Source organism: Parafrankia elaeagni (assembly GCF_000374165.1).
GTDB lineage: Bacteria > Actinomycetota > Actinomycetes > Frankiales > Frankiaceae > Parafrankia > Parafrankia elaeagni.
The window spans coordinates 158,006-177,436 of record NZ_KB893794.1 but is presented as its reverse complement, the minus strand read 5'-3'; the positions used below and the strand labels follow the sequence as shown (position 1 = coordinate 177,436).

At 72.7% G+C, this 19,431-nt stretch carries 15 protein-coding genes; 1 reads left to right on the top strand and 14 read right to left on the bottom strand.

The features are described from left to right. Nucleotides 1-17: 17 nt before the first annotated feature. On the top strand, nt 18-716 hold the full coding sequence (locus B207_RS36525) for an Fpg/Nei family DNA glycosylase (protein WP_230205338.1): 699 nt from the start codon (nt 18-20) through the stop codon (nt 714-716). Between the two features lie 16 nt (nt 717-732). On the opposite strand, the gene B207_RS0131485 is transcribed toward B207_RS36525, so the two are convergent. The 14 genes from B207_RS0131485 to B207_RS0131420 form a co-directional block, all read right to left on the bottom strand. Beyond that, nucleotides 733-1,308 carry an RNA polymerase sigma factor gene (locus B207_RS0131485; RefSeq protein ID WP_018640678.1) on the bottom strand — a complete coding sequence of 192 codons (576 nt, stop codon included), beginning with the start codon at nt 1,306-1,308 and terminating at the stop codon, nt 733-735. A 411-nt stretch (nt 1,309-1,719) separates the two neighbouring features. Further along, nucleotides 1,720-2,457 (bottom strand): phage shock envelope stress response protein PspM, encoded by a 738-nt coding sequence (pspM, locus tag B207_RS0131480; protein WP_230205337.1) that lies wholly within the window; start codon nt 2,455-2,457, stop codon nt 1,720-1,722. Between the two features lie 489 nt (nt 2,458-2,946). Then, complete coding sequence (locus B207_RS0131475) at nt 2,947-3,861, bottom strand: PspA/IM30 family protein (RefSeq protein WP_018640676.1); 915 nt, start codon at nt 3,859-3,861, stop codon at nt 2,947-2,949. A gap of 139 nt (nt 3,862-4,000) precedes the next feature. Then, on the bottom strand, nt 4,001-4,468 hold the full coding sequence (locus B207_RS0131470; RefSeq protein ID WP_018640675.1) for a Dps family protein: 468 nt from the start codon (nt 4,466-4,468) through the stop codon (nt 4,001-4,003). A 179-nt stretch (nt 4,469-4,647) separates the two neighbouring features. Then, nucleotides 4,648-4,968 (bottom strand): helix-turn-helix domain-containing protein, encoded by a 321-nt coding sequence (locus B207_RS0131465; protein WP_018640674.1) that lies wholly within the window; start codon nt 4,966-4,968, stop codon nt 4,648-4,650. A gap of 233 nt (nt 4,969-5,201) precedes the next feature. Next, on the bottom strand, nt 5,202-6,497 hold the full coding sequence (locus B207_RS0131460; protein ID WP_018640673.1) for a competence/damage-inducible protein A: 1,296 nt from the start codon (nt 6,495-6,497) through the stop codon (nt 5,202-5,204). A 53-nt stretch (nt 6,498-6,550) separates the two neighbouring features. Continuing rightward, entirely contained in the window at nt 6,551-7,261 is a 711-nt protein-coding gene (locus B207_RS0131455; RefSeq protein WP_018640672.1) for a CDP-alcohol phosphatidyltransferase family protein, read from the bottom strand. After that, nucleotides 7,258-8,937, bottom strand: a complete 1,680-nt coding sequence (locus B207_RS36520) for a MiaB/RimO family radical SAM methylthiotransferase (RefSeq protein ID WP_051102731.1) — start codon at nt 8,935-8,937, stop codon at nt 7,258-7,260. Before B207_RS36520 ends, B207_RS0131455 begins: the two co-directional genes overlap by 4 nt. A gap of 70 nt (nt 8,938-9,007) precedes the next feature. Continuing rightward, nucleotides 9,008-9,826, bottom strand: a complete 819-nt coding sequence (locus B207_RS0131445; protein ID WP_230205336.1) for a helix-turn-helix domain-containing protein — start codon at nt 9,824-9,826, stop codon at nt 9,008-9,010. Between the two features lie 401 nt (nt 9,827-10,227). Continuing rightward, nucleotides 10,228-13,038 carry an FtsK/SpoIIIE family DNA translocase gene (locus tag B207_RS0131440; protein WP_026311646.1) on the bottom strand — a complete coding sequence of 937 codons (2,811 nt, stop codon included), beginning with the start codon at nt 13,036-13,038 and terminating at the stop codon, nt 10,228-10,230. 172 nt (nt 13,039-13,210) lie between these two features. Next, nucleotides 13,211-14,896, bottom strand: coding sequence for a ribonuclease J (locus tag B207_RS0131435; RefSeq protein ID WP_018640668.1), 1,686 nt, complete (start codon nt 14,894-14,896; stop codon nt 13,211-13,213). Beyond that, entirely contained in the window at nt 14,893-15,918 is a 1,026-nt protein-coding gene (dapA, locus tag B207_RS36515) for a 4-hydroxy-tetrahydrodipicolinate synthase (RefSeq protein ID WP_035743202.1), read from the bottom strand. The genes B207_RS0131435 and dapA overlap by 4 nt, the downstream gene beginning before the upstream one ends. 466 nt (nt 15,919-16,384) lie before the next feature. After that, a complete protein-coding gene (locus B207_RS0131425) occupies nt 16,385-18,073 on the bottom strand; it encodes a hypothetical protein (protein ID WP_018640666.1) in 1,689 nt (562 codons plus the stop codon). Between the two features lie 155 nt (nt 18,074-18,228). Next, nucleotides 18,229-19,419 (bottom strand): acetate/propionate family kinase, encoded by a 1,191-nt coding sequence (locus B207_RS0131420; RefSeq protein WP_018640665.1) that lies wholly within the window; start codon nt 19,417-19,419, stop codon nt 18,229-18,231. Between the last annotated feature and the right edge of the window lie 12 nt (nt 19,420-19,431).

Genomic DNA, 19,431 nt, shown 5'->3' with positions numbered 1-19,431 from the left:
CCGCCACCGCGGAGCACGTGGCGGTCGGCTACCGGCTGCCGGTGGTCGAGCTGCTGCCGACCGCCGGGGAGGAGCGGGTGGTGGGCCATCTCGGCCCGGACGTCCTCGGTGACGACTGGGATCTGGACCGGGCTGTCGCCAACCTGCGGGCCGACTCTCGGCGCGAGATCGGCGAGGCGCTGCTGGACCAGCGCCTCCTGGCCGGGCTGGGAAACGTCTGGCGGACGGAGGCGTGCTTCCTCGCCGGGGTGAGTCCGTGGACGCCGGTCGGCGAGGTGGCGGATCTGCCCGGCCTGGTCCGCCGCGCCCAGGCGATGGTCACGGCCGGGGCGCGGGGCGGACACCAGGTAACCACCGGGTCCACCCGCCCGGGCGAACAGCATTGGGTGTATGGGCGCGCGGGCAGGCCTTGTCGGCGCTGCGGCACGCTTGTCCGCCGGCTGGAGCAGCGGAGGTCCACCCAGAATTCGCCGGGGCGCGGATCGCCGGGACATGCGGGCGGGCCCGGTGGGCGGGGCCCGCGCAGCGACGTCCGGCGTGATCAGGACCGGCGCACGGGCGCCAGGCAGGACAGCTACCGGCGCCCAGCTGACGCCGGGGGTCCGGCCGGCGTCACCGTCGACGCCGGCGGGCGGGACGACCGGGTCACCACCTGGTGCCCGGCCTGCCAGCCGGGCCCGTTTCCGGGCCTGCTGGCCGGCCGGCCGGAGAACTGATCCGGCCGGCCGGGGCTCACACCCGGCTCGCGGCCAGCAGCCGGGCCCGGCCGCGGGTGAACGCTCCCTCGGCGGCCTTCACACTGATCGACAGATCATCAGCCGCCTGGCGGGTGGTTCGACCGGCGGCGCGGGCCATCATGATCTGACGCTCCCGGCCGCGGAGGCGACGTGTCTGGTCAAGCAGCCAGAGCGCCTCCGCGCGGTCACACGTCGAATCCTCGGGGCCGGGGTCGCTGGGCGCCGCGACGCTGCGGGCCATGGCACGGTCCGCGCGCATCCGCGCGCGGTGATGGTCGACACACAGCCGGAGCACGGTCGTGGTCAGGAACTGACCCACCCGGTGGCTGTCGAGGTTGCGGAATCCCGCCGCGCGGACGAGCGCCTCCTGGGCGCAGTCCTCCGCGTCGGCGGTGCTGGGCAGCCGCCGGCGGGCGATGTGCACCAGGCGCTCACGGTGCGGCAACACCAGCGACCACCGATCGCCGCTGAACGGCTGGTCGACGGCCGGGAGGGAAGCCGTCTCCTCAGGTGCCTGCCGGGCAGGCTGCGGACTCGGGGATTCGATAGCGTCCCCATTGATTTGCGTCATGGCACTTCCACCTGCCTGGCTGCGTCATGCCATCCGGACGTCCGGGACTGCCGGTCTGGCCATCGCACGGCGGCGATGAAAACGTGGACGACGCTCCCCTTCGTCACCCGACGCCACAATCGCCGATCGGACATCTGGGACATTAAGGCAATCCTCGCGTCTGCGCCATATCTCCGGTCACATCTTCAAACCTACATCCCACCCCTTGGTGCCAACCCGGGTGTACACCAGATCGATGAAAATAAAATAACTGCGAAGTCACTGCGCAGATAAGAGAATGACTTCCGTCCTGCACCTGAAGGCGAAAGTCGTTGCCAGCCAGGCACTACCGGCACGAGGCGCCCGCGGATGACAGCGGCCGGCACCGGCGGGAAGTTAATCCAGGGTGACAGCTGAGAGGATTGTTTCGGATCAGGCCGGACGGCCCGGGCCCGCGAATCCGAGCAGTTCGGATAGCCCATCAGCGTAGGTGCGCAGGCGTTCGACCTCGTCCGCGAGCCCGGTGAGCTCGGCCGTCGGCGTGGTGACGGTCACGACGATCTCCGTCACGGCGGTCAACAGCTCGTCGAGCAGGTCCGCGGCCTGCTCCATGGCAGCCAGCAGGCGGGCGGACGTCGCCCGGATATCCGCCCGGCGGGCGGGGTCCGACACCGCCCGCATCGCGGACTCGCAGGCCAGTACTCTCCGGGCGGTCATCCGCAGCCCGTCCACCAGGCGAGCGGCGGTCACCATCGCGGTCTGGACCTGGGTCGTGCCGGGGCGCGCCTCCACCGAGCAGAGCAACGCGGCGACAGCGGCCAGCCCGGCCTCTCCGCGCCGCAACGGCCGCGCCGCCGCCGACCGCCTGAGCTCCAGCGCCCGCAACGGGGGGACGGACGGTGCCGGCAACCCGCTCTCCGGCGACGTCCGGTATTCACGAAAGGACAGTCCGGCGCGGGCGAGAGCCGCCGCGCCGAACGCGAGCCAGCCCCATTCATCGGCGATGGTGGCCACGGCAGGGGACGCCGCCGCGGCCGCCGCCCAGGCCTGGGCAGAAAGCAGTGCACGCTGTCTGGCCCGCCGGAACGGTCGATTGAACCGACGTTCGGCATTCTCGAACGAGCGGCGCTCGATGTCGGCGCGAAGCCAGTCCGGCACGCCGGCGGCCATCGCCGCCGCCACGTCCGGACGGCCGAATCCACGGGTCCTGTCAGCCAGTCCGGGAAAGTGAAAAGAACTTCTTCGCTCGCGGCCGTCCGACGACACTTCCGAGCCTCCCAGAACACGCCCGGTCGAACCTGAATCATTGAGCGTGACCGATGGCTCGGAATATCCCCGGTAACGCGACGACGGCCCGGCCGAGGGCGACGGGGCGGTCGGCGGAAGTGGTGCAGTGGGCGGCTGTGCCGCGGGAGGCTGCACCGCGGGAGATGGCGCGGTGGCCTGCGAGGGAGAAGGCGCCGGGCTGGATCGTCGCACGTCGGAGGCGACCGGGTCCGGACCGCCAGCCGCTTCCAGGCCATCAGCCGCCTCGGTCATCTAGCAGCCTCCCGGCATCAGTGCTGGCCCGAACCAGAGTGCGCGCCCGAACCAGGCCCGCGCCGAAAGCCCACGCCGCGGATGCGCCATCGGTCGACCTGCCATTCAGTACGACGGCACTCAGTACGACGGTGGAGTGCCCTGCGGGCCGGGTGCCGGCCTGGTCAGGCCCTCATCCGGTGACGCTCCCGGGTCTCCCGGTGCCTTCTCCAACGACGGAGGCCGGTCGCCGGTGCCGCCGACCACGCCGGGCCCGATTCCGGGGACACCGCCCGCTCCCGCCGCAGCCTGGGCACCGGGCACACCGGGTGCGCCGGGTTGCATGCTGCCGCGAAGCTCCGCCAGACGGCCGAGGGCCTGCGCGTCCATGGTGGCCCGCCGGACCTCGAGCATCTGCGCCTCCAGGCCCTGGGACGCCAGCTCCTGCCGCCCGCGCGCCACGGCGTAACGCTTCTCGATCTTGTCACGCACGTCGGCGAGCGTCGGAGTGTCACCGGCCGGCGGGAGTGAGGTCATCTGCTCCATGACCCGGCCCATCTGCTCGTGCATGGCGGCGTGCTCGATCTGGGTGAGCAGACGGGTTCGCTCGGCCAAAAGGCGTTGCACACGCATCGTGTTGTCCTCGACCGCCGTCCGTGCCTGGGCGGCGGACTCCGCGGCCTGCTGGTGGAGCAGCTTGAGGTCCTCCAGCGCCGCCTCGGCCGCGATCAGCCGGCCCGCGAACGCCTGCGCGGTCTGCTCGTACCGGGCCGCCGCGGCCAGGTCGCCGGCCGCGCGGCTGCTGTCGGCGAGCGCGAGCGCCGAGCGGGCCGTGTCGGTGAGGTTGGTGACCTCCTCGATCTGGCGGGCGAGCTTCATCTCGATCTGCCGCTGGTTGCCCACGACAAGCGCGGCCTGGGAGACGAGCTTCTCGTGCTGGCCCCGCGCGTCGTCGATGGCCTGCTCCAGCTGGATCTCCGGCCTGGCCTTCTCCTCGAACGCGACCTCGGCCCGCTTTGACAGGTAGCGGAAGGCCTTGCGGACGACATTTGCCATTGCTCGATCGTCGCACGCCCGCCGCGATCCTGAGAGTCGACAACTGTCACGGATCCGACGGCGTGCCGCCGCGACCTGTCGGGCCGCGGCCGGCTCCGCCTCTTCAGCACACGACGGGCCCGTGCCGGGACCCGGGTTCCTAGACCATGGCCTGGAACATCCAGTGCTGTTCCTCGAGATCCCGGATCGCGTCGATGAACAGGTCCTGGGTGACCGGGTCCGGCTCGGCGGTCAGGTCCATCCGGGTACGCATCCTGGTGATCAGGCTGGCGAGGACGTCGGTGATCAGCCGGATGGCCTTCTCGTCACCGATGTACCCCGCCTCGACGCCGTGCAGGTGGCTGCCTCTGGCGACCGTCGTCGTCTGCCCGTCGGGGTTGACGCCGATCGCCACGGCGCGCTCGGCGGCCATGTCCGTGTAACGGCGCGCGAGCGTCACCACGTCGTCCAGCTGACGGTGCACGTTGCGGAAGTTGCGGCCGATGACGTTCCAGTGCAGCTGCTTGCTCAGGAGCGACAGATCGATCAGGTCGACGACGGCGCCCTGAAGCGCCTCACCGGCGACTGCGCGCGCCTCGTCGGAAAGCGGACTGCGGATAGCGCTCATAACGATCCCCTCTGAGTGCTCGGGCACGTTCAGAGAAAAACGTGCCCGCAGGGGAGATCCGTACTCCGGTGGCGGGACCGGGACGGCGCCCGGGCCGCGCGGCAGCCGGCGGGCTGCAGCCTGCACAGCCTGTCAGTGGTCAGCCTGGCCGTTCAGGGCAGCCAGGCTGGGCAGCAGGGCTAGGCAGCCCGGTTGACCACTGCCGGACGGGCCGGCACGACCACCGCCGAGGCGGCACCGACCGGTGTCGGCGCGCCCACGGCAAGCTCGGCGAGCTCCAGGTCACCGCTGACCTCGCGAAGGAGATCCGCCAGGCGTACTCCCAGCGCGTCGCAGATGGACGCGAGCAGTTCTGAGCTCGCCTCCTTCTGGCCGCGTTCCACCTCGGAGAGGTAGCCGAGCGACACTCTGGCCGCCGACGACACCTCCCGCAGTGTCCGGTGCTGATCCTGTCGGCGGCGGCGCAACGCCTCGCCGATCACGCGTCGGAGCAGGACCATCGAGCCTCCTCCTTCGTCCACGGGCTGGGTTCACCGTATACCCGCCGAGCCCCCTTCCGGGGCGTCGTTGACGGGACTGTAACGCTGTAAGCACCCCCAGGCCGCGACATTCCGAGATCGGCGGCACCCCCAGGCCACGGGGGCATGACCGGCGCCTCGGCTCGTCAGCACGGGTCGGTGCACGCTTCGGTGCGTGCTTCGGTGCGTGCTTCGGTGCGTGCTTCGGTGCGTGCCTACCCGCTGGAGCCGTCCAGCGCCGTGAGACCAGCCAGAACACGCCGCAGGACGTCCAGGGCCTGCACGACGGCGATCTCGCGGACGCGGCGTCTGTCGCCGGGCAGCCGCAGCGAGCGCGCAGCCGAGCCGTCCGGGCCGGCGAGGCCCACGTGCAGCGTGCCGGCCGGCCGGCCCTCCTGCTCACCCGGACCGGCGACGCCTGTTGTCGCCAGCCCGTATGTGGCCCCGAGCCGGTCCCGGACCCCCGTCGCCATGGCTTCGGCGGTGGCGTCCGACACCGCGCCGTCCGTCGCGAGGATCTTCGGGTCGACGCCGAGCGCGGAGTCCTTCACGTCGGTGGCGTAGGCGACGATTCCGCCGCGGAAGACCGTGCTGGCACCAGGGACGTCCGTCAGCCGGCCGGCCAGCAGGCCCCCGGTCAGTGACTCGGCGACCGCGAGGGTCGCGCCCCGGGCGCCGAGCAGCTCCAGGACGACCTTCTCCAGGGAGTCCTCATCGGTGCCGTACAGGCCGGGGCCGAGCGCGAGGCGGGCGGCGGCCTCGACCGGGGCGATGAGCTCGTCGGCGGCGGCCCGGTCGGCCGCCCGGGCGGTGATCCGCACCCTGGTCTGACCACCGCTGGCGAGGAACGCGATCCGCGGGTTCCCGACCGGCTCCAGCCTGGTGACCTCGTCCGCGAGCGCCTCGGCGACCGCCGACTCCCACATGCCCGCCGTGCGCAGGACACGGTGCACGACGACAGCCGGCTCACCGGCCCGCCGCAGGATGTCCGGCAGCACGCTGCGGGTGAACATGTCCTTCATCTCGTACGGGACCCCGGGCATGGCGTAGACCACGCCGGCACCGATCTCCATCCGGATGCCGGGAGCCGTTCCGGGACCGTTGGGCAGGGCCTGTGCGCCCACCGGCAGGTCGGCCTGACGGAAGTTCATCTCCGGCACGCCGCGGCTGCCGGCGGCGGCCCGGTTCCGCCCCATCTCGGCGAACCTGCGGCGCAGGTTCGCCTCCTCGGCCTCGTCGCGGCGCAGCCCCACACCGGCCGCCTGGGCGATGCCCTCACGGGTCAGGTCGTCCTGGGTCGGACCGAGCCCGCCGGTGAGAACGACGACGTCGGCGCGTCCCAGCGCCAGGGTGATCGCGGACGCGATGTCGGAGATCACATCTCCGACCACGGTGGACGTCGCCACCTGCACGCCGACGTCGGCGAGCTGACCGCCCAGCCAGGCCGCGTTGCCGTTCACGATGTCGCCGTAGAGAAGCTCGTCCCCCACGGCCAGCAGCTCAGCGCGCATCGGTCTCCCCCGTTCCGGGCCCGACGGCGGGCCCATCCACCCCTCGGACCAGCTCACCCACCGGTGCTCTGCACGGGCGCGGCACCGGCCTGACGGCGCAGTGCCAGGGCCCGGTAGACGTAGTCCGCCCCGGTCACGACCGCGACGACGACGCCACAACCGAGGATGGCTGCCCGCCCCGTCGCGGCGATCCCGTCGAGCGGGAGCACATAGAGGCCCAGCGAGATGTTGAGCAGCAGTGTCTTCGCCTTGCCTCCACGGCTGGCGGCGATCACGCCGAACCGGATCACCCACAGCCGCAGCAGGGTCACGCCGACCTCCCGGACGGCGACGACGACCGTGACCGCCCAGGGCAGCTCGTCCAGCAGCGACAGGGAGACGAGGGCGGCGCCGGTGAGGGCCTTGTCCGCGATGGGATCGACGAGGATCCCGAAATCGGTGATCAACCCGCGCCGACGGGCGACCGTGCCGTCGATCTGGTCGGTGACGGCGGCTATCGCGTAGGCGGCGAAGGCCGCGTAGCGCCAGCCGTCGGTGTCCGGGCCGGCGAAGAGGAGGGCGACGAACACCGGCACCAGCGCCAGCCTCATGATCGTGAGGGCGTTGGCGATGTTGAGCAGCGGAGGCTTCGGCTCCGCGCGAGGCGGCAGCGGCCCGGCGGCGGGCGCGGGATCCGCCCGCGGCGGACCGGCACTGGCGAGAGCGGCCTGCTCTGCCCACGCGGCGGAGTCGCCGGATGATGTGCCCGCACCCGGTCCGGTCACGCCGGACCCGGGAGCCGGCCCACCACACCCGCCAGATCACGTGACCGCGGGACGGGCTCCACCGCGACGGCACCGGCAGGACCGGCATCGGTGCCACCGGTGCCGGTAGCGCTGGTAGTGCCGGTAGTGGTACCGGGCGGCGCGGCGCCGGCCCGGTCGAGGACGTCGGTGAACTCGGCGACGAGATCGACACCCTCCGCCGCCACCACCCGGGCTGTGACGAGATCGCCGACGGCGACCCCGCCGGTCACCCCACCCGCGGGAAGCCGCACGGTGCAGGCGCCGTCGGCGTCGGCCTGCTGGTGGCCCGCGCAGCCGAACACCAGCCCGCCGGCCACCTCCTCGACCAGCACCTCCACCGTGGTGCCGACACGGCGCTCGGCGCGGGCCTCCGTCAGCTGCTCGACGAGGTTGGTGACGTCGACGCGGCGGCGCTCGATCTCGTCGGGGTCCAGGTGGCCGTCCATCCCGGCGGCCTCGGTCCCCTCCTCGTCGGAGTAGCCGAACACGCCGACGGCATCCAGGTCGGCGCGTTCGAGGAAGTCCATGAGGATCTCGACGTCCTCCTCGGTCTCGCCGGGGAAGCCGACGATGACGTTCGAGCGCGCGCCGAGGTCACCCAGCAGGGCGCGGCCCCGCCGCAGGAGGTCGAGGAAGTCGTCGGTGCCGCCGAAACGGCGCATCCGGCGCAGCACGGCCGGGCTCGCGTGCTGGAACGAGAGGTCGAGATACGGCGCCAGCCCTGGCGTCGTCAGCAGCGTCTCCAGCAGCGACGGGCGCAGCTCCGCCGGCTGGAGGTACACCGTCCGGACACGCACGATGCCGGGGACCGCGGCGAGCCGGGGCAGCAGCTTCTCCAGCGCCCGCAGATCACCCAGATCCTTGCCGTAGGACGTCGAGTTCTCGCTGACCAGCACGAGCTCCCGTGCGCCCTGCCCGGCCAGCCACTCGGCCTCGGCCAGCACCTGCTCCGGCGGGCGGGAGACGTGCGACCCGCGGAACGACGGGATGGCGCAGAAGGCGCAGCGCCGGTCACACCCGCTCGACAGCTTGACCGGAACGACGGGGCCGGCGGTGAGCCGCCGCCGGCCGGCACCACTCAAGCCCACCGGCTCGGCCCGCGCCGCCGAGGCCGCCCCCGCGGGCGGCAACTGGATGTGGCCGGGCAGATGGGGGGCGTGCGCGGCACCCGCGGCGCCCGCCCGCTCGACCGGCGTGATCGGCAGCAGCGCGCGCCGGTCCCGCGGAGTGTGCGCGGACGGCCGCTCACCGGCGAGGACCGCGTCGAGATGGGCCGAGATCTCCGGGTAGGCGTCGAAGCCGAGAACGGCGTCCGCCTCCGGCAGGCTCTCGGCCAGATCCCGGCCGTACCGCTCAGCCATGCAACCGACGGCGACCACCGCCCGCGGGCCGCCCGCCGGCCCGTCGGGCTCGGCCGCCCCGTCACCGTCAGCCTCGCGCAGGGAGTCCGCCGCGAGCAGGGCGTCGATCGAGTCCTTCTTCGCCGCCTCGACGAAACCACAGGTGTTCACCAGTACCGCGTCGGCGTCGGCGGCGTCGTCGACGAGCTCCCAGCCGTCGCCGGCGAGCCGGGCGGCGAGCTCCTCCGAATCCACCTCGTTACGCGAACAGCCGAGTGTGACGACAGCTACCCGGCGGGTCGGACGAGAGGACACGGGACCCAGGCTACCGGGACAGCCCCGGCGGACGCGCCGACGGGCCGGGCGGAGCCGACGTGCCGGCCGGTCAGCGGCCCGGCCGACCGGCCGGCGAGCGCAGGTTCGGCGCGGCCAGACCGGTCGCCTGGTCATCGCCGACGGTGCAGCCGCCACCGGACGCGGCGAGCGTCAGCCGGACGGTGACCACCTGGCCCGGCGCCCCGGCCGGGCCGAGATTCCGCCCGTTGCACGAGAGATCCACCGCGCCCGCGTTACCCATCCTGATCTCCAGCGCGCCCTCGGACGACACCTCACGGCTGTCGCCCTGCTCGAGGAGCTGCTGGAGGAGCACCCGCTCGCTCTCGTCGCGCACCTCCAGCCAGCTCTGCGCATCGCGGGCCTCGACCCGGACGTTCACACCGGGCGGCTGGGAGGTGGCCGGGGCCGGCGACGGTGTGGGCGGAGCGGCGACGGGGGCGGTGCTCGGCGGTGTGCTCGGGCGCTGGGCGACCGTGTCCTCGTCGTCGCCGCCGGACGGCAGCAGCAGGGCGACGAGTGCGAACAGGCAGACCACCACCAGCGACGCGATCATCGCGGGGGCCCAGCGGAACCCGCCCCGCCGTCGCCCGCCGCCGCCACCGCCACCACCGTGCAGCGGGTCGAACTCCGGCGAGGCGACCACGACCGGGGACGGAACCCGCTCGTAGCCGGCGTCGTAGGCCGCGAGCAGCGGCACCGGGTCCAGGCCGAGCGTGGTCGCGATGGTCCGCAGGTGCCCGCGGGCGTAGAAAGCACCACCGCAGTTGCTGTAGTCGTTGCGCTCGATCTGCCCGATCAGCGCCGCGCGGATTCTCGTCCGGTCGCTGACGTCGTCGATGGTGAGACCCGCAGCGTGACGCGCCGCCACCAGGGTCTGCCCGACCAAGTCCGGGGTCAACGGGCGGGGGGGCGGCGTTTCCGGGCCCGGCTGCTCAGGCCGGCCCGCGTCCGGGGTGCCGGCGGCACGCGGGGTGCCGGCGGCACGCGGCGCGGCGGCGGCACGCGGCGCGGCGGCGGCAGGTGGAAACGCTGCGTCCTGTGCCGGGACGTCCTGTGTCAGGACGTCCCGCTCTGGTGCGCCCGGCTCCGTCGCAGACGGCTCGGTCGCATCCGGTTCTGCGGCACCCGACCGAGGGGCCGCAGGTTCGTCCGCGGACTGCATGAGCGAACCTCCGCACCCGATATCCCGCTGGCGCCGTGGCGGCGCCTGCCGATATTACGGTTGGCCGCCGACGTCCGACAGCCGGCAACGGACCTGTCCAGACTTTCTTATCCGTTGCGGAGCGTCGTGAGAAGTCCCTCCAGCTCGTCCGGCATCACCAGCACGTCCCGCGCCTTGGAGCCCTCGCTCGGCCCGACTATGCCGCGGCTCTCCATCAGGTCCATCAGTCGCCCGGCCTTGGCGAACCCGACGCGCAGCTTGCGCTGCAACATCGACGTCGAGCCGAAGTGGGTGCTCACGACGAGCTCGACGGCCTGGAGGAACAGCGCCATGTCGTCGCCGATCTCCTCGTCGATCTCCTTGCGTGCCTCACCGCCGCCGTCGAAGACATCCGGCACGAAGGTGGGCTGGGCCTGCTCCTTCGTGTGATCGACGATCGCGGAGATCTCGTCCTCGGAGACGAACGCGCCCTGGATACGGGCCGGCTTGCTCGCGCCCATCGGCAGGAAGAGCGCGTCGCCGAGCCCGACCAGCTTCTCCGCGCCCGCCTGGTCGAGGATGGTCCGGCTGTCCGCCAGCGACGCTGTCGCAAACGCCAGCCGGGACGGCACGTTGGCCTTGATCAGACCGGTGACGACGTCGACGGAGGGCCGCTGGGTCGCCAGCACGAGGTGGATGCCGACCGCACGGGCCATCGCCGTGATCCGGCAGATCGCGTCCTCGACGTCACGTGGCGCGACCATCATCAGGTCGGCCAGCTCGTCGACGATCGTGAGGATGTACGGGTAGGGCGTGTAGACCCGTTCCGACCCCGGCGGGGCCACGATCTCGCCGTTGCGGACCTTGCGGTTGAAGTCGTCGACGTGGCGCACCCCGCAGGCGGCGAGGTCCTCGTACCGGTTCTCCATCTCCTTCACCACCCACTGCAGCGCGTCCGCCGCTTTCTTGGGATTGGTGATGATGGGCGTGATGAGATGAGGGATGCCCTGGTAGTTCGTCAGTTCGACCCGTTTCGGGTCGACCAGGACCATGCGGACCTGATCCGGGGTGGCCCGCGCCAGCACGCTGGTGATGAGCGTGTTGATACAGGTCGACTTTCCCGCTCCGGTCGCGCCCGCGATGAGGATGTGCGGCATTTTCGCGAGGTTGGCCAGCACATAGCCGCCCTCGATGTCCTTGCCGAGGCCCACCAGCAGCGGATGCGGGTTTCCCGTCGCCTCCCCGCTGCGCAGGACGTCGCCGAGAGACACCAGTTCGCGGTCGGTGTTCGGGATCTCGATACCCACGGCGCTCTTGCCCGGGATCGGGCTGATGATCCGCACGTCCGGGCTCTTGACGGCGTAGGCGATGTTCTTCCCGAGCTGGGTGATGCGCTCGACCTTCACCGCCGAGCCCAGCTCCACCTCGTACCGGGTCACCGTCGGCCCCCGGGTGAAACCGGTGACCTTCGCGTCCACCTTGAACTGTGTGAACACGTCGGTCAGTGAGGCGATGACACCGTCGGTGGCCGCCGAGCGGACCTTCGGCGGGGTCCCCGACCGCAGCAGCGTCGGCGACGGCAGCCGGTAGGCGCCATCCGTCGGCGGGACGAGGTACTCGATCTCGTTCGGACCGGGCGGCGAGTCGCCGGCCAGGTCGGACCCCCCGGCTCCGGCTCCGGCTCCGGCTGCGCCTGCGCCCGCGGCCGCGGGCGTGCCGGCCGCCGCGCGGGCCCGCTGGCGCCGTGCTGCCGGGCCGGCCGCACCGTTCTCGCCGGCGAGAAGGCCGGCGACGCCCTCGCTGTCCTCCCCGTCATCCAGGCCCGCGACGTCGGCGAACAGGTCGGCCGGGTCGGTGCCGTCACCCGCCGCCGCAGGGGGCCGCGAGCGGCCGGCAGCCGACCCGCGCCCCACACCCGCCTCCGTGCCCGGCGCGCCCGCGCCACCGGCGTCCAGGTCGTACACGCCCTCACGCGGGGACCGGGAGGCACCGCGCCGGCGTCGCGGCCGCGGCGGCTCCTCGTCGAGCAGCTCGTCGAGCGCGGTGTCCTCGGGGACGGCACCGTCCACGTCCGCACCCGACTCGTAGTCGTCGAACTCGTCGTCCTCGTCGGCGTAGCCACCCGGCTCGCGGATCGGGACGGTGAGCCGCTCGGCGAACTCGCGGAGCTTCTCCGGCACCTGGCGGATCGGCGTCGCGGTCACCACCAGGAAACCGAAGAGCGACATGATCAGCAGCAGCGGGACGGCCACGTAGACGGTCACCGCGCTCGCCAGCGGCGCGCCGCTGAGCAGCCCGAACAGGCCCCCGGCCGCGCGTATCCCGTCAACGCCCTGGGCGAGGTCCGGCTCGCCACGCGCGATGTGCAGCACGCCCAGGATGCCCAGCGCGACAGCGGCCCAGCCGATGACCACCCGCCCGCGGCTCTCCGGGTCCGACGGCGACCGGACGAGCCGCCAGGAAGCCCCGAGACAGAACAGCGGGACGGCCAGCGCCCCGGCCCCGACGAACAGCTCGATCGCCGCGGCGACGAAGGCCCCGACCGGGCCACCGGCGCCACCCCACAGAGCCGCGCCGAGCAGGATCGCGGCGCCGAAGGCGGCAAGCCCCAGGCCGTCGCGCCGGTGCTCGGCCTGGATCCGCAGATCCCGCGTGTTGCGGCCGAATCGGCGCAGCGCGCTGCCGAGCAGCCCGGCCGCGGCCATCCACGCGTGGTAGACCGCCTTGACGGCGATCTGCGCGATCAGCAGCTGGATCGGCGGCTTCGGCGGCCCTGACCGCCGGCGCGCGCTCGCGCCGCGGGTCGCGGCGCCACGGGTGGGCGCCGCGGTCTGCCTGCGCGCGGGAGCCCGCCCGGAGCCGCCCGCACCGGACCGCGCCGTGGCCGCTCGTGGTTTGGTCTGCGCCTGCGTACGGGCGCCGGACGTGCGTGTGGCCACGCGGAGAAGGTACCCGGGAAGCGACGCGAGTCGCTGCAACCCAGACTATCCGGGCGTGCCATGACGGTACCGACGGCATTCTTCCCCGCCTGAGCGGGCCACTCGACACATGGAAGAAAGCCCTGGGCCAGAGATTGACCCAGGGCTTTCGGAGCAGATCCGCGGAGCGCGCTCAGACTTCCAGGACGACCGGAAGGATCATGGGACGGCGCCGGTAACGCTCGTTCACCCATCGGCCGACCGTGCGCCGAACGAGCTGCTGCAGCGCGTTCGTGTCGGTCATCCCCGAACGCATCGCGTCGTTCAGGGCGTCGGCGAGCCGGTTCTGGACCTCGTCGAACGCACTCCGGACGTCGGAGAAGCCGCGGGCCGACAGGTCCGGGCCGACGACGACCTTCCCGGCGGCGGCGTCCACCACGACCGTGATCGTGATGAAGCCCTCCTCGCCGAGGATCCGCCTGTCCTTCAGGCTGGACTCGCCGACGTCGCCGACGGCGAGACCGTCGACGAAGACCATGCCGCACGGCACCGCGCCGGTGATGCTGGCCTGGCCGTCGATCAGGTCGATGACCATGCCGTCCTCGGCGAGGATCACGCGGTCCGGCGGGACGCCGGTCGCCTCCGCCAGGGCACCGTGGGCACGCAGGTGCCGCCACTCGCCGTGCACCGGCATCATGTTCGACGGCCGCGTCGCGTTCAGCACGTACAGCAGCTCGCCGGCCGGGGCGTGCCCGGAGGTGTGCACCATCGCCACGCCCTTGTGGACGACCTTCGCACCCCACCGGGTCAGACCGTTGATCACCCGGTAGATCGCGGTCTCGTTGCCGGGGATCAGGCTGGAGGCGAGGACGACCGTGTCACCCTCCTCGATCCGGATCGCGTGGTCCCGGTTGGCCATCCGGGACAGCGCCGACAGCGGCTCGCCCTGGGAACCGGTCGAGACCAGACAGATGTTGCGGTCCGGCAGGGAGTCGACGTCCCGGCTGTCGATCACCAGACCGGGCGGGACGCGCAGCAGGCCCAGGTCACGGGCGACGCCCATGTTGCGGACCATGGAACGGCCGACGAAGCAGACGGATCTGCCGTGCGTCTCCGCGGCGTCGAGAACCTGCTGCACCCGGTGGACGTGGCTGGCGAAGCAGGCCACGACGATGCGCCGGTCGGCCTCACGGAAGACCTTGTCGAGCACGGGTGCGATCTGCCGCTCCGAGGCCACGAAGCCGGGCACCTCGGCGTTGGTGGAGTCCGACATCAGCAGGTCGACGCCCTCCCGGCCGAGGCGTGCGAAGCCACCCAGGTCGGTCAGCCGCCCGTCGAGCGGGAGCTGGTCCATCTTGAAGTCACCGGTGTGCAGGACCAGGCCCGCGTCGGTGCGGATGGCGACCGCCACCGCGTCCGGAATCGAGTGGTTCACCGCGAGGAACTCGCACTCGAACGGCCCGAACGTATGGTGCTCCTCCTCGCGGATCTGCATCGTCACCGGCTTGATGCGGTGCTCGGCGAGCTTCGCGACCATGAGCGCGAGGGTCAGCCGGGTGCCGATCAGCGGGATGTCGCGGCGTTCGCGCAGGAGGTAGGGAACCGCCCCGATGTGGTCCTCGTGGGCGTGGGTCAGGATGACCGCCTCGATGTCGTGCAGGCGATCCCGGATGGCGGTGAAGTCGGGCAGGATCAGGTCGACGCCGGGCTGGTCGGTCTCCGGGAACAGGACGCCGCAGTCCACGATGAGCAGCCGGCCGGCGTGCTCGAACACGGTCATGTTCCGGCCGATCTCACCGAGCCCGCCCAGCGGGATGATCCGCAGGCCGTCGGCACGCAGCGGCGGCGGTGGCCCCAGTTCGGGGTGCGGGTGCGTCATGAAGCCGCCGTCCCGGCGGCAGCCGTGGCGGTGCCCGGTCTCGCGGCGCCTGGTCTCCCGGGGGCGGACGCCGACGGCGCCACCGACGGCCCACCCGCGGCGGGCTCCAGGACGGCCGCGGCGAGGTCGGCGCGCAGCCGCGCGCGCTCGGCCTCGGTGGCGTCGACCAGCGGGGCACGTACCGGCCCCGCCGGCAGGCCGGCCATCGCCAGCGCCGCCTTCGTCGTGATCACACCCTGAGTGCGGAAAACTCCCTCGTATGCGGGCAGCAAGCCCTTGTGTAGCGTGATCGCCCGACCCACCTCACCGGCCCCGAAGGCCTCGATCATCGCCCGGATGGCGGGGGCGGCCAGGTGACCGACAACACTGACCACACCACACGCACCAACGGACAGCAGCGGAAGATTGAGCACGTCCGTGCCCGAGTAGTAGGCGAGGCCCGAGTTGGCCAGCACCCATGACGACGCGGAAAGATCGTCCTTGGCGTCCTTCACCGCGACGATGCGCGGGTGGTCGGCCAGCTGCAGAAGCGTCTCCGTCGTGACGGGCACCCCGGACCTGCCAGGAATATCGTAGATCATGACAGGTAGGCACGTCGCGTCGGCGACGGCCCGGAAGTGCGCGAGCAGCCCGGCCTGCGGGGGCTTGTTGTAGTACGGAGCGACGACCAGCAGGCCGTCGGCGCCCGCCTTCTCGGCCGCGCCGGCCAGTTCCAGCGTGTGCCGGGTGTCGTTCGTGCCGACACCCGCGATGACACGCGCCCTGCCGCCGACCGCCTCGCGGACCACGCGCAGCAACGTGTCCTTCTCCGCGTCGGAGGTGGTCGGGGACTCCCCGGTCGTGCCGTTGACGACCAGCGCCTCGTTCCCGGCGTCGACGAGGTGCTCCGCGAGCGCCGCGGCACCCGGGACGTCGAGCCCGCCGTCCGGGGTGAACGGCGTGATCATCGCCGTGATCATCCGCCCGAACGGGGCCGGGGGCAATGCTGACATACCTGCCACGCTAGCGGGCACCTCCGACATCTCCTCCGACGGTCACCGACCGGCGGAGTCGGCGTCCCCCACCACGCACCCGTAGTTCCGCGGCGTGCCGGACGGAACCGACCGGACCGTCTCGTCCGGGCGTCCGCGGCACCGGCGGGCCGGGCAGGGAACGAAGAACTACTTCCAAGCGGCTTTCAGGACCCTGACACCAGCCCCGACGGCCCCGACGGACCCGCGGGCGGACGCCCTGCGGGCTCTCGACGGCCCCCGGCGATCATGTTCCGGTCAAGCCGCATCCACAGCTCACGACGGCCGAGACGGACGAACGACCGCAGGCCACCCACGCGCGCCGCGCCGTCGGCGACCCCCGCGCCGTAGTTTTTCGGCATGCTCACCGTCCCGTCTCGCACGACAGTGGGTTCAGGGTACCGCCACCGCCCCGGCGGCGGTCGCCGTTCGCCGGCACGGGAGGCGTCCCGCCCCTGCCAGCAGGCCTGATGGTCCGCTAAGGCCACAGTGCGGCCACAGCAGTCAGGGGTGTCGGCCCGGCCTGGGGCTGCCCACCCGCACCGGGAGTGATCGACGTGACCGGCTCGTCCGGCGGCCGGTGCCAGCCCAGCGCCCGCAGCCCGGACAGCACCGCCAGCACGACCAGCAACGCGAGCAGCGCCTGCTTCGCCGGGCCGAGCACCCAGGCCGCCAGGCTCGACCGCTCCCGGGTGAGCAGCACTGTCGCGGCGAACGACGACGGCACCGCCACCACCGCCACCGCGTCGGCGCCGAGCTCGAACGGCAGCGCCGACAGCGCCACGGTGAGCACCATGAGGATCATGATCGCGGCGGCGACCCGGCCGACATCCGGCGAGACGCTCAGGCCGACGACCAGCTTCGCGCGTGCCGCCCGCCGCGCGTCGGTGCTGTAGAACGCGTACACCTCGCGGTTCTGGTGGACGTCCTCCACATAGGTCCGGGCGATCCGCCGATGCTCCAGGTCGACCGTGATCGGGGTGCTCAGCTCGATGCTGGAGTCGTCGGTGCCGATGCTGACGTGGTAGCTGCCCGGACCGCCCGGGTCGATGTCCACCAGGGCGACCGGCATCAGCCACCGCCGGCGCAGCGAGGCGTCGTCGTCCCGCACCGGGCACCGGCGGGCGAGCACCGTCCGGCGCTCCTCCTTCATCTTGATCAGACACGGCCGGTAGGGGTCCGTGGTGACGGCGGCGAGCGCCTCCCAGCGCCGCCCGTACTCGGCGACCGTGCTCAGCACCGGTGTCGCGGTCTCGCCCACCAGGCTCAGCTCGTCCACCCAGCCGGTGAACTCGCGCAGGTAGTAGCCGATGTGCCCGATCTCCAGCGGGGTCGGGACATCCGGATCCCGCCACAGTTCGCCGACCGCGAGCAGCAGGGTGTCCGCGCTGCTCAGCGGGTCGAACGGCTCGGCGAGCGCCTCACCCAGCGCGATCTGGGCCGGTTCGAGCAGTGCGTGCCACGACCGCAGGGTCGCCGCGGGCACCGCCAGGTCCGCCTCGCGCTCGAGGTAGGTGCGCACCGCTTCGAGGCTGAGCGGACGGCCCGGCCGGGGCCTCAGCCGCGGCATGTTGCCGGTGAGCCGGCCTGGCCGGAAGCGGGAGATCGCGTCCACGACCCGGCGGGCCGGCCCCGGCAGCGGGCAGCCGGCGGCCTCGGCGAGCAGCGCGATCAGGTTGCCCTGAATCGCGACCGACGTTCCGTACGGCATCAGGTGCGCGTCCGAGCCGCTCGGGCCGACGAGGTCGAAACCGACCAGCGCCCGCTTCTGCAGGGTGGAGACCGGAAGCAGCAGGCACACCTCGGGCGGCAGCCTACCGGCTGTGTCGAGACGGCCGGTGCCCGGAACGATGCTGGTCAGCAGCCCGTCCAGCGGACCCCAGTTGACGGACCGGGCAAGCTGGCAGCGGTTGGCGCTGACGATCGTGAACTGGTCGACGACCCGGCGACGCAGCCCCTGGTACTCGGCCGGCGGGGCCAGCAGCATGGTGGTGACCTCGTCGACGTCGGTGAGGTCGAGGACCGGTGCGCTGTCGGCGTCGTCCCGCCGGCTCCAGCGCCGGAGCCGCCCGCCTGGCCATCCACCGCCTGGCCATCCACCGCCGGGCCCGCCCGGACCGCCGGCACCGCCGGCGCCTCCAGCCGCGCCTCCGTTTCCTGGCGCCACGCGCGTTACCCCAGCCCTGCGGCGGCCGCCGTGGCCACGCAGACCACAGTCACCGGCGGCCGAAACCGGTCAGATCCATACAGATGCCGCGTCACATCCGGGCAGAGTAGCAGCATCCTCACGGATCGGATGCCGCTCCTTACGGCGGAAGGCCGCTACCCTCCGGCGCGGGCCGGCAGGCAGGCGCGCGCGGCGCGGGCGATCTCGATGTCCTCGCGAGCCTCGATGACCAGGGTGCGCACAGGTGCACCGGGAGCGCTGATCTCCAGGTCTCCGCGCTGGTAGGAGTCGCTGCGCGCCTCGTCGATCGCGACTCCCAGGAAGCCGAGCCCGGCCGCCGCGCCGGACCGCACCGGGGCGGCGTGCTCGCCCACCCCGCCGGTGAGGACCAGCGCGTCCATCCCCCCGAGGGCGGCGGCCATCGCGGCCGTCTCCGCACGCAGCCGGTGCAGGTACACGGCGAGACCCAGCGCCTCCGGGCTGCCCGGGCGCCGGGCTCCTTCGAGCACGGCCCGCATGTCCGCCGAGCCGACCAGGCCGGTCATGCCACTGTGGTGGAACAGCGCGTCGGTGAGTTCCTCGGCGGACATCCCCTGCTCGGTCTGCAGCCACAGCAGCAGGCCGGGGTCCACCGTCCCGGACCGGGTGGCCATCACCATGCCCTCCAGCGGGGTGAAGCCCATGGTCGTGTCCACGCTCACACCGTCACGGACGGCGGCCAGCGAGGCGCCCGAGCCCAGGTGGGCGGTGACCACCCGGCGGGCGCCGGTCAGCTCGGCGGCGCGACGCGAGGCGTAGGCGTGGGAGAGGCCGTGGAAGCCGTAGCGGCGCACCCCGTACTCCTCCCGCCAGCGCGCCGGCACCGCGTAGGTGACGGCCTCGGGTGGCATCCGCGCGTGGAACGCGGTGTCGAAGCAGGCGACCCGCGGCACCCCGGGGAGCACCGCCGAGACGTCGGCGAGCGCGGCCAGCGCCGCGGGCTGGTGCAGCGGCGCCAACGGGACGAGCGCCCGCAGCTGCCCCTCCACCTCGTCGTCGACCAGGACGGGGTCGGTGAAGACCGACCCGCCGTGCACGACCCGGTGACCGGTGATCGCGACCTCACCGGCGTGCGCGAGCTCCTCGACCGCCCGCTCCAGCTCGTCGGGGTCCGGGCGGCCGGCGGCAGCCCGCAGGTCGTGTGCGGCCAGCACCTGGTCGTCCGGGGCCAGCAGGCGCAGTTTCACGCTGGACGACCCCGCGTTGACAACCAGGACGTTCCCCGGCCCGTCGGGAGACACCGCCGACGCGGGGGCGGACGGCGCTCCCGCCGTCGCGACGCCTGCCTGATCCGTGGCCCTGGTCATTTCCGGATCCGC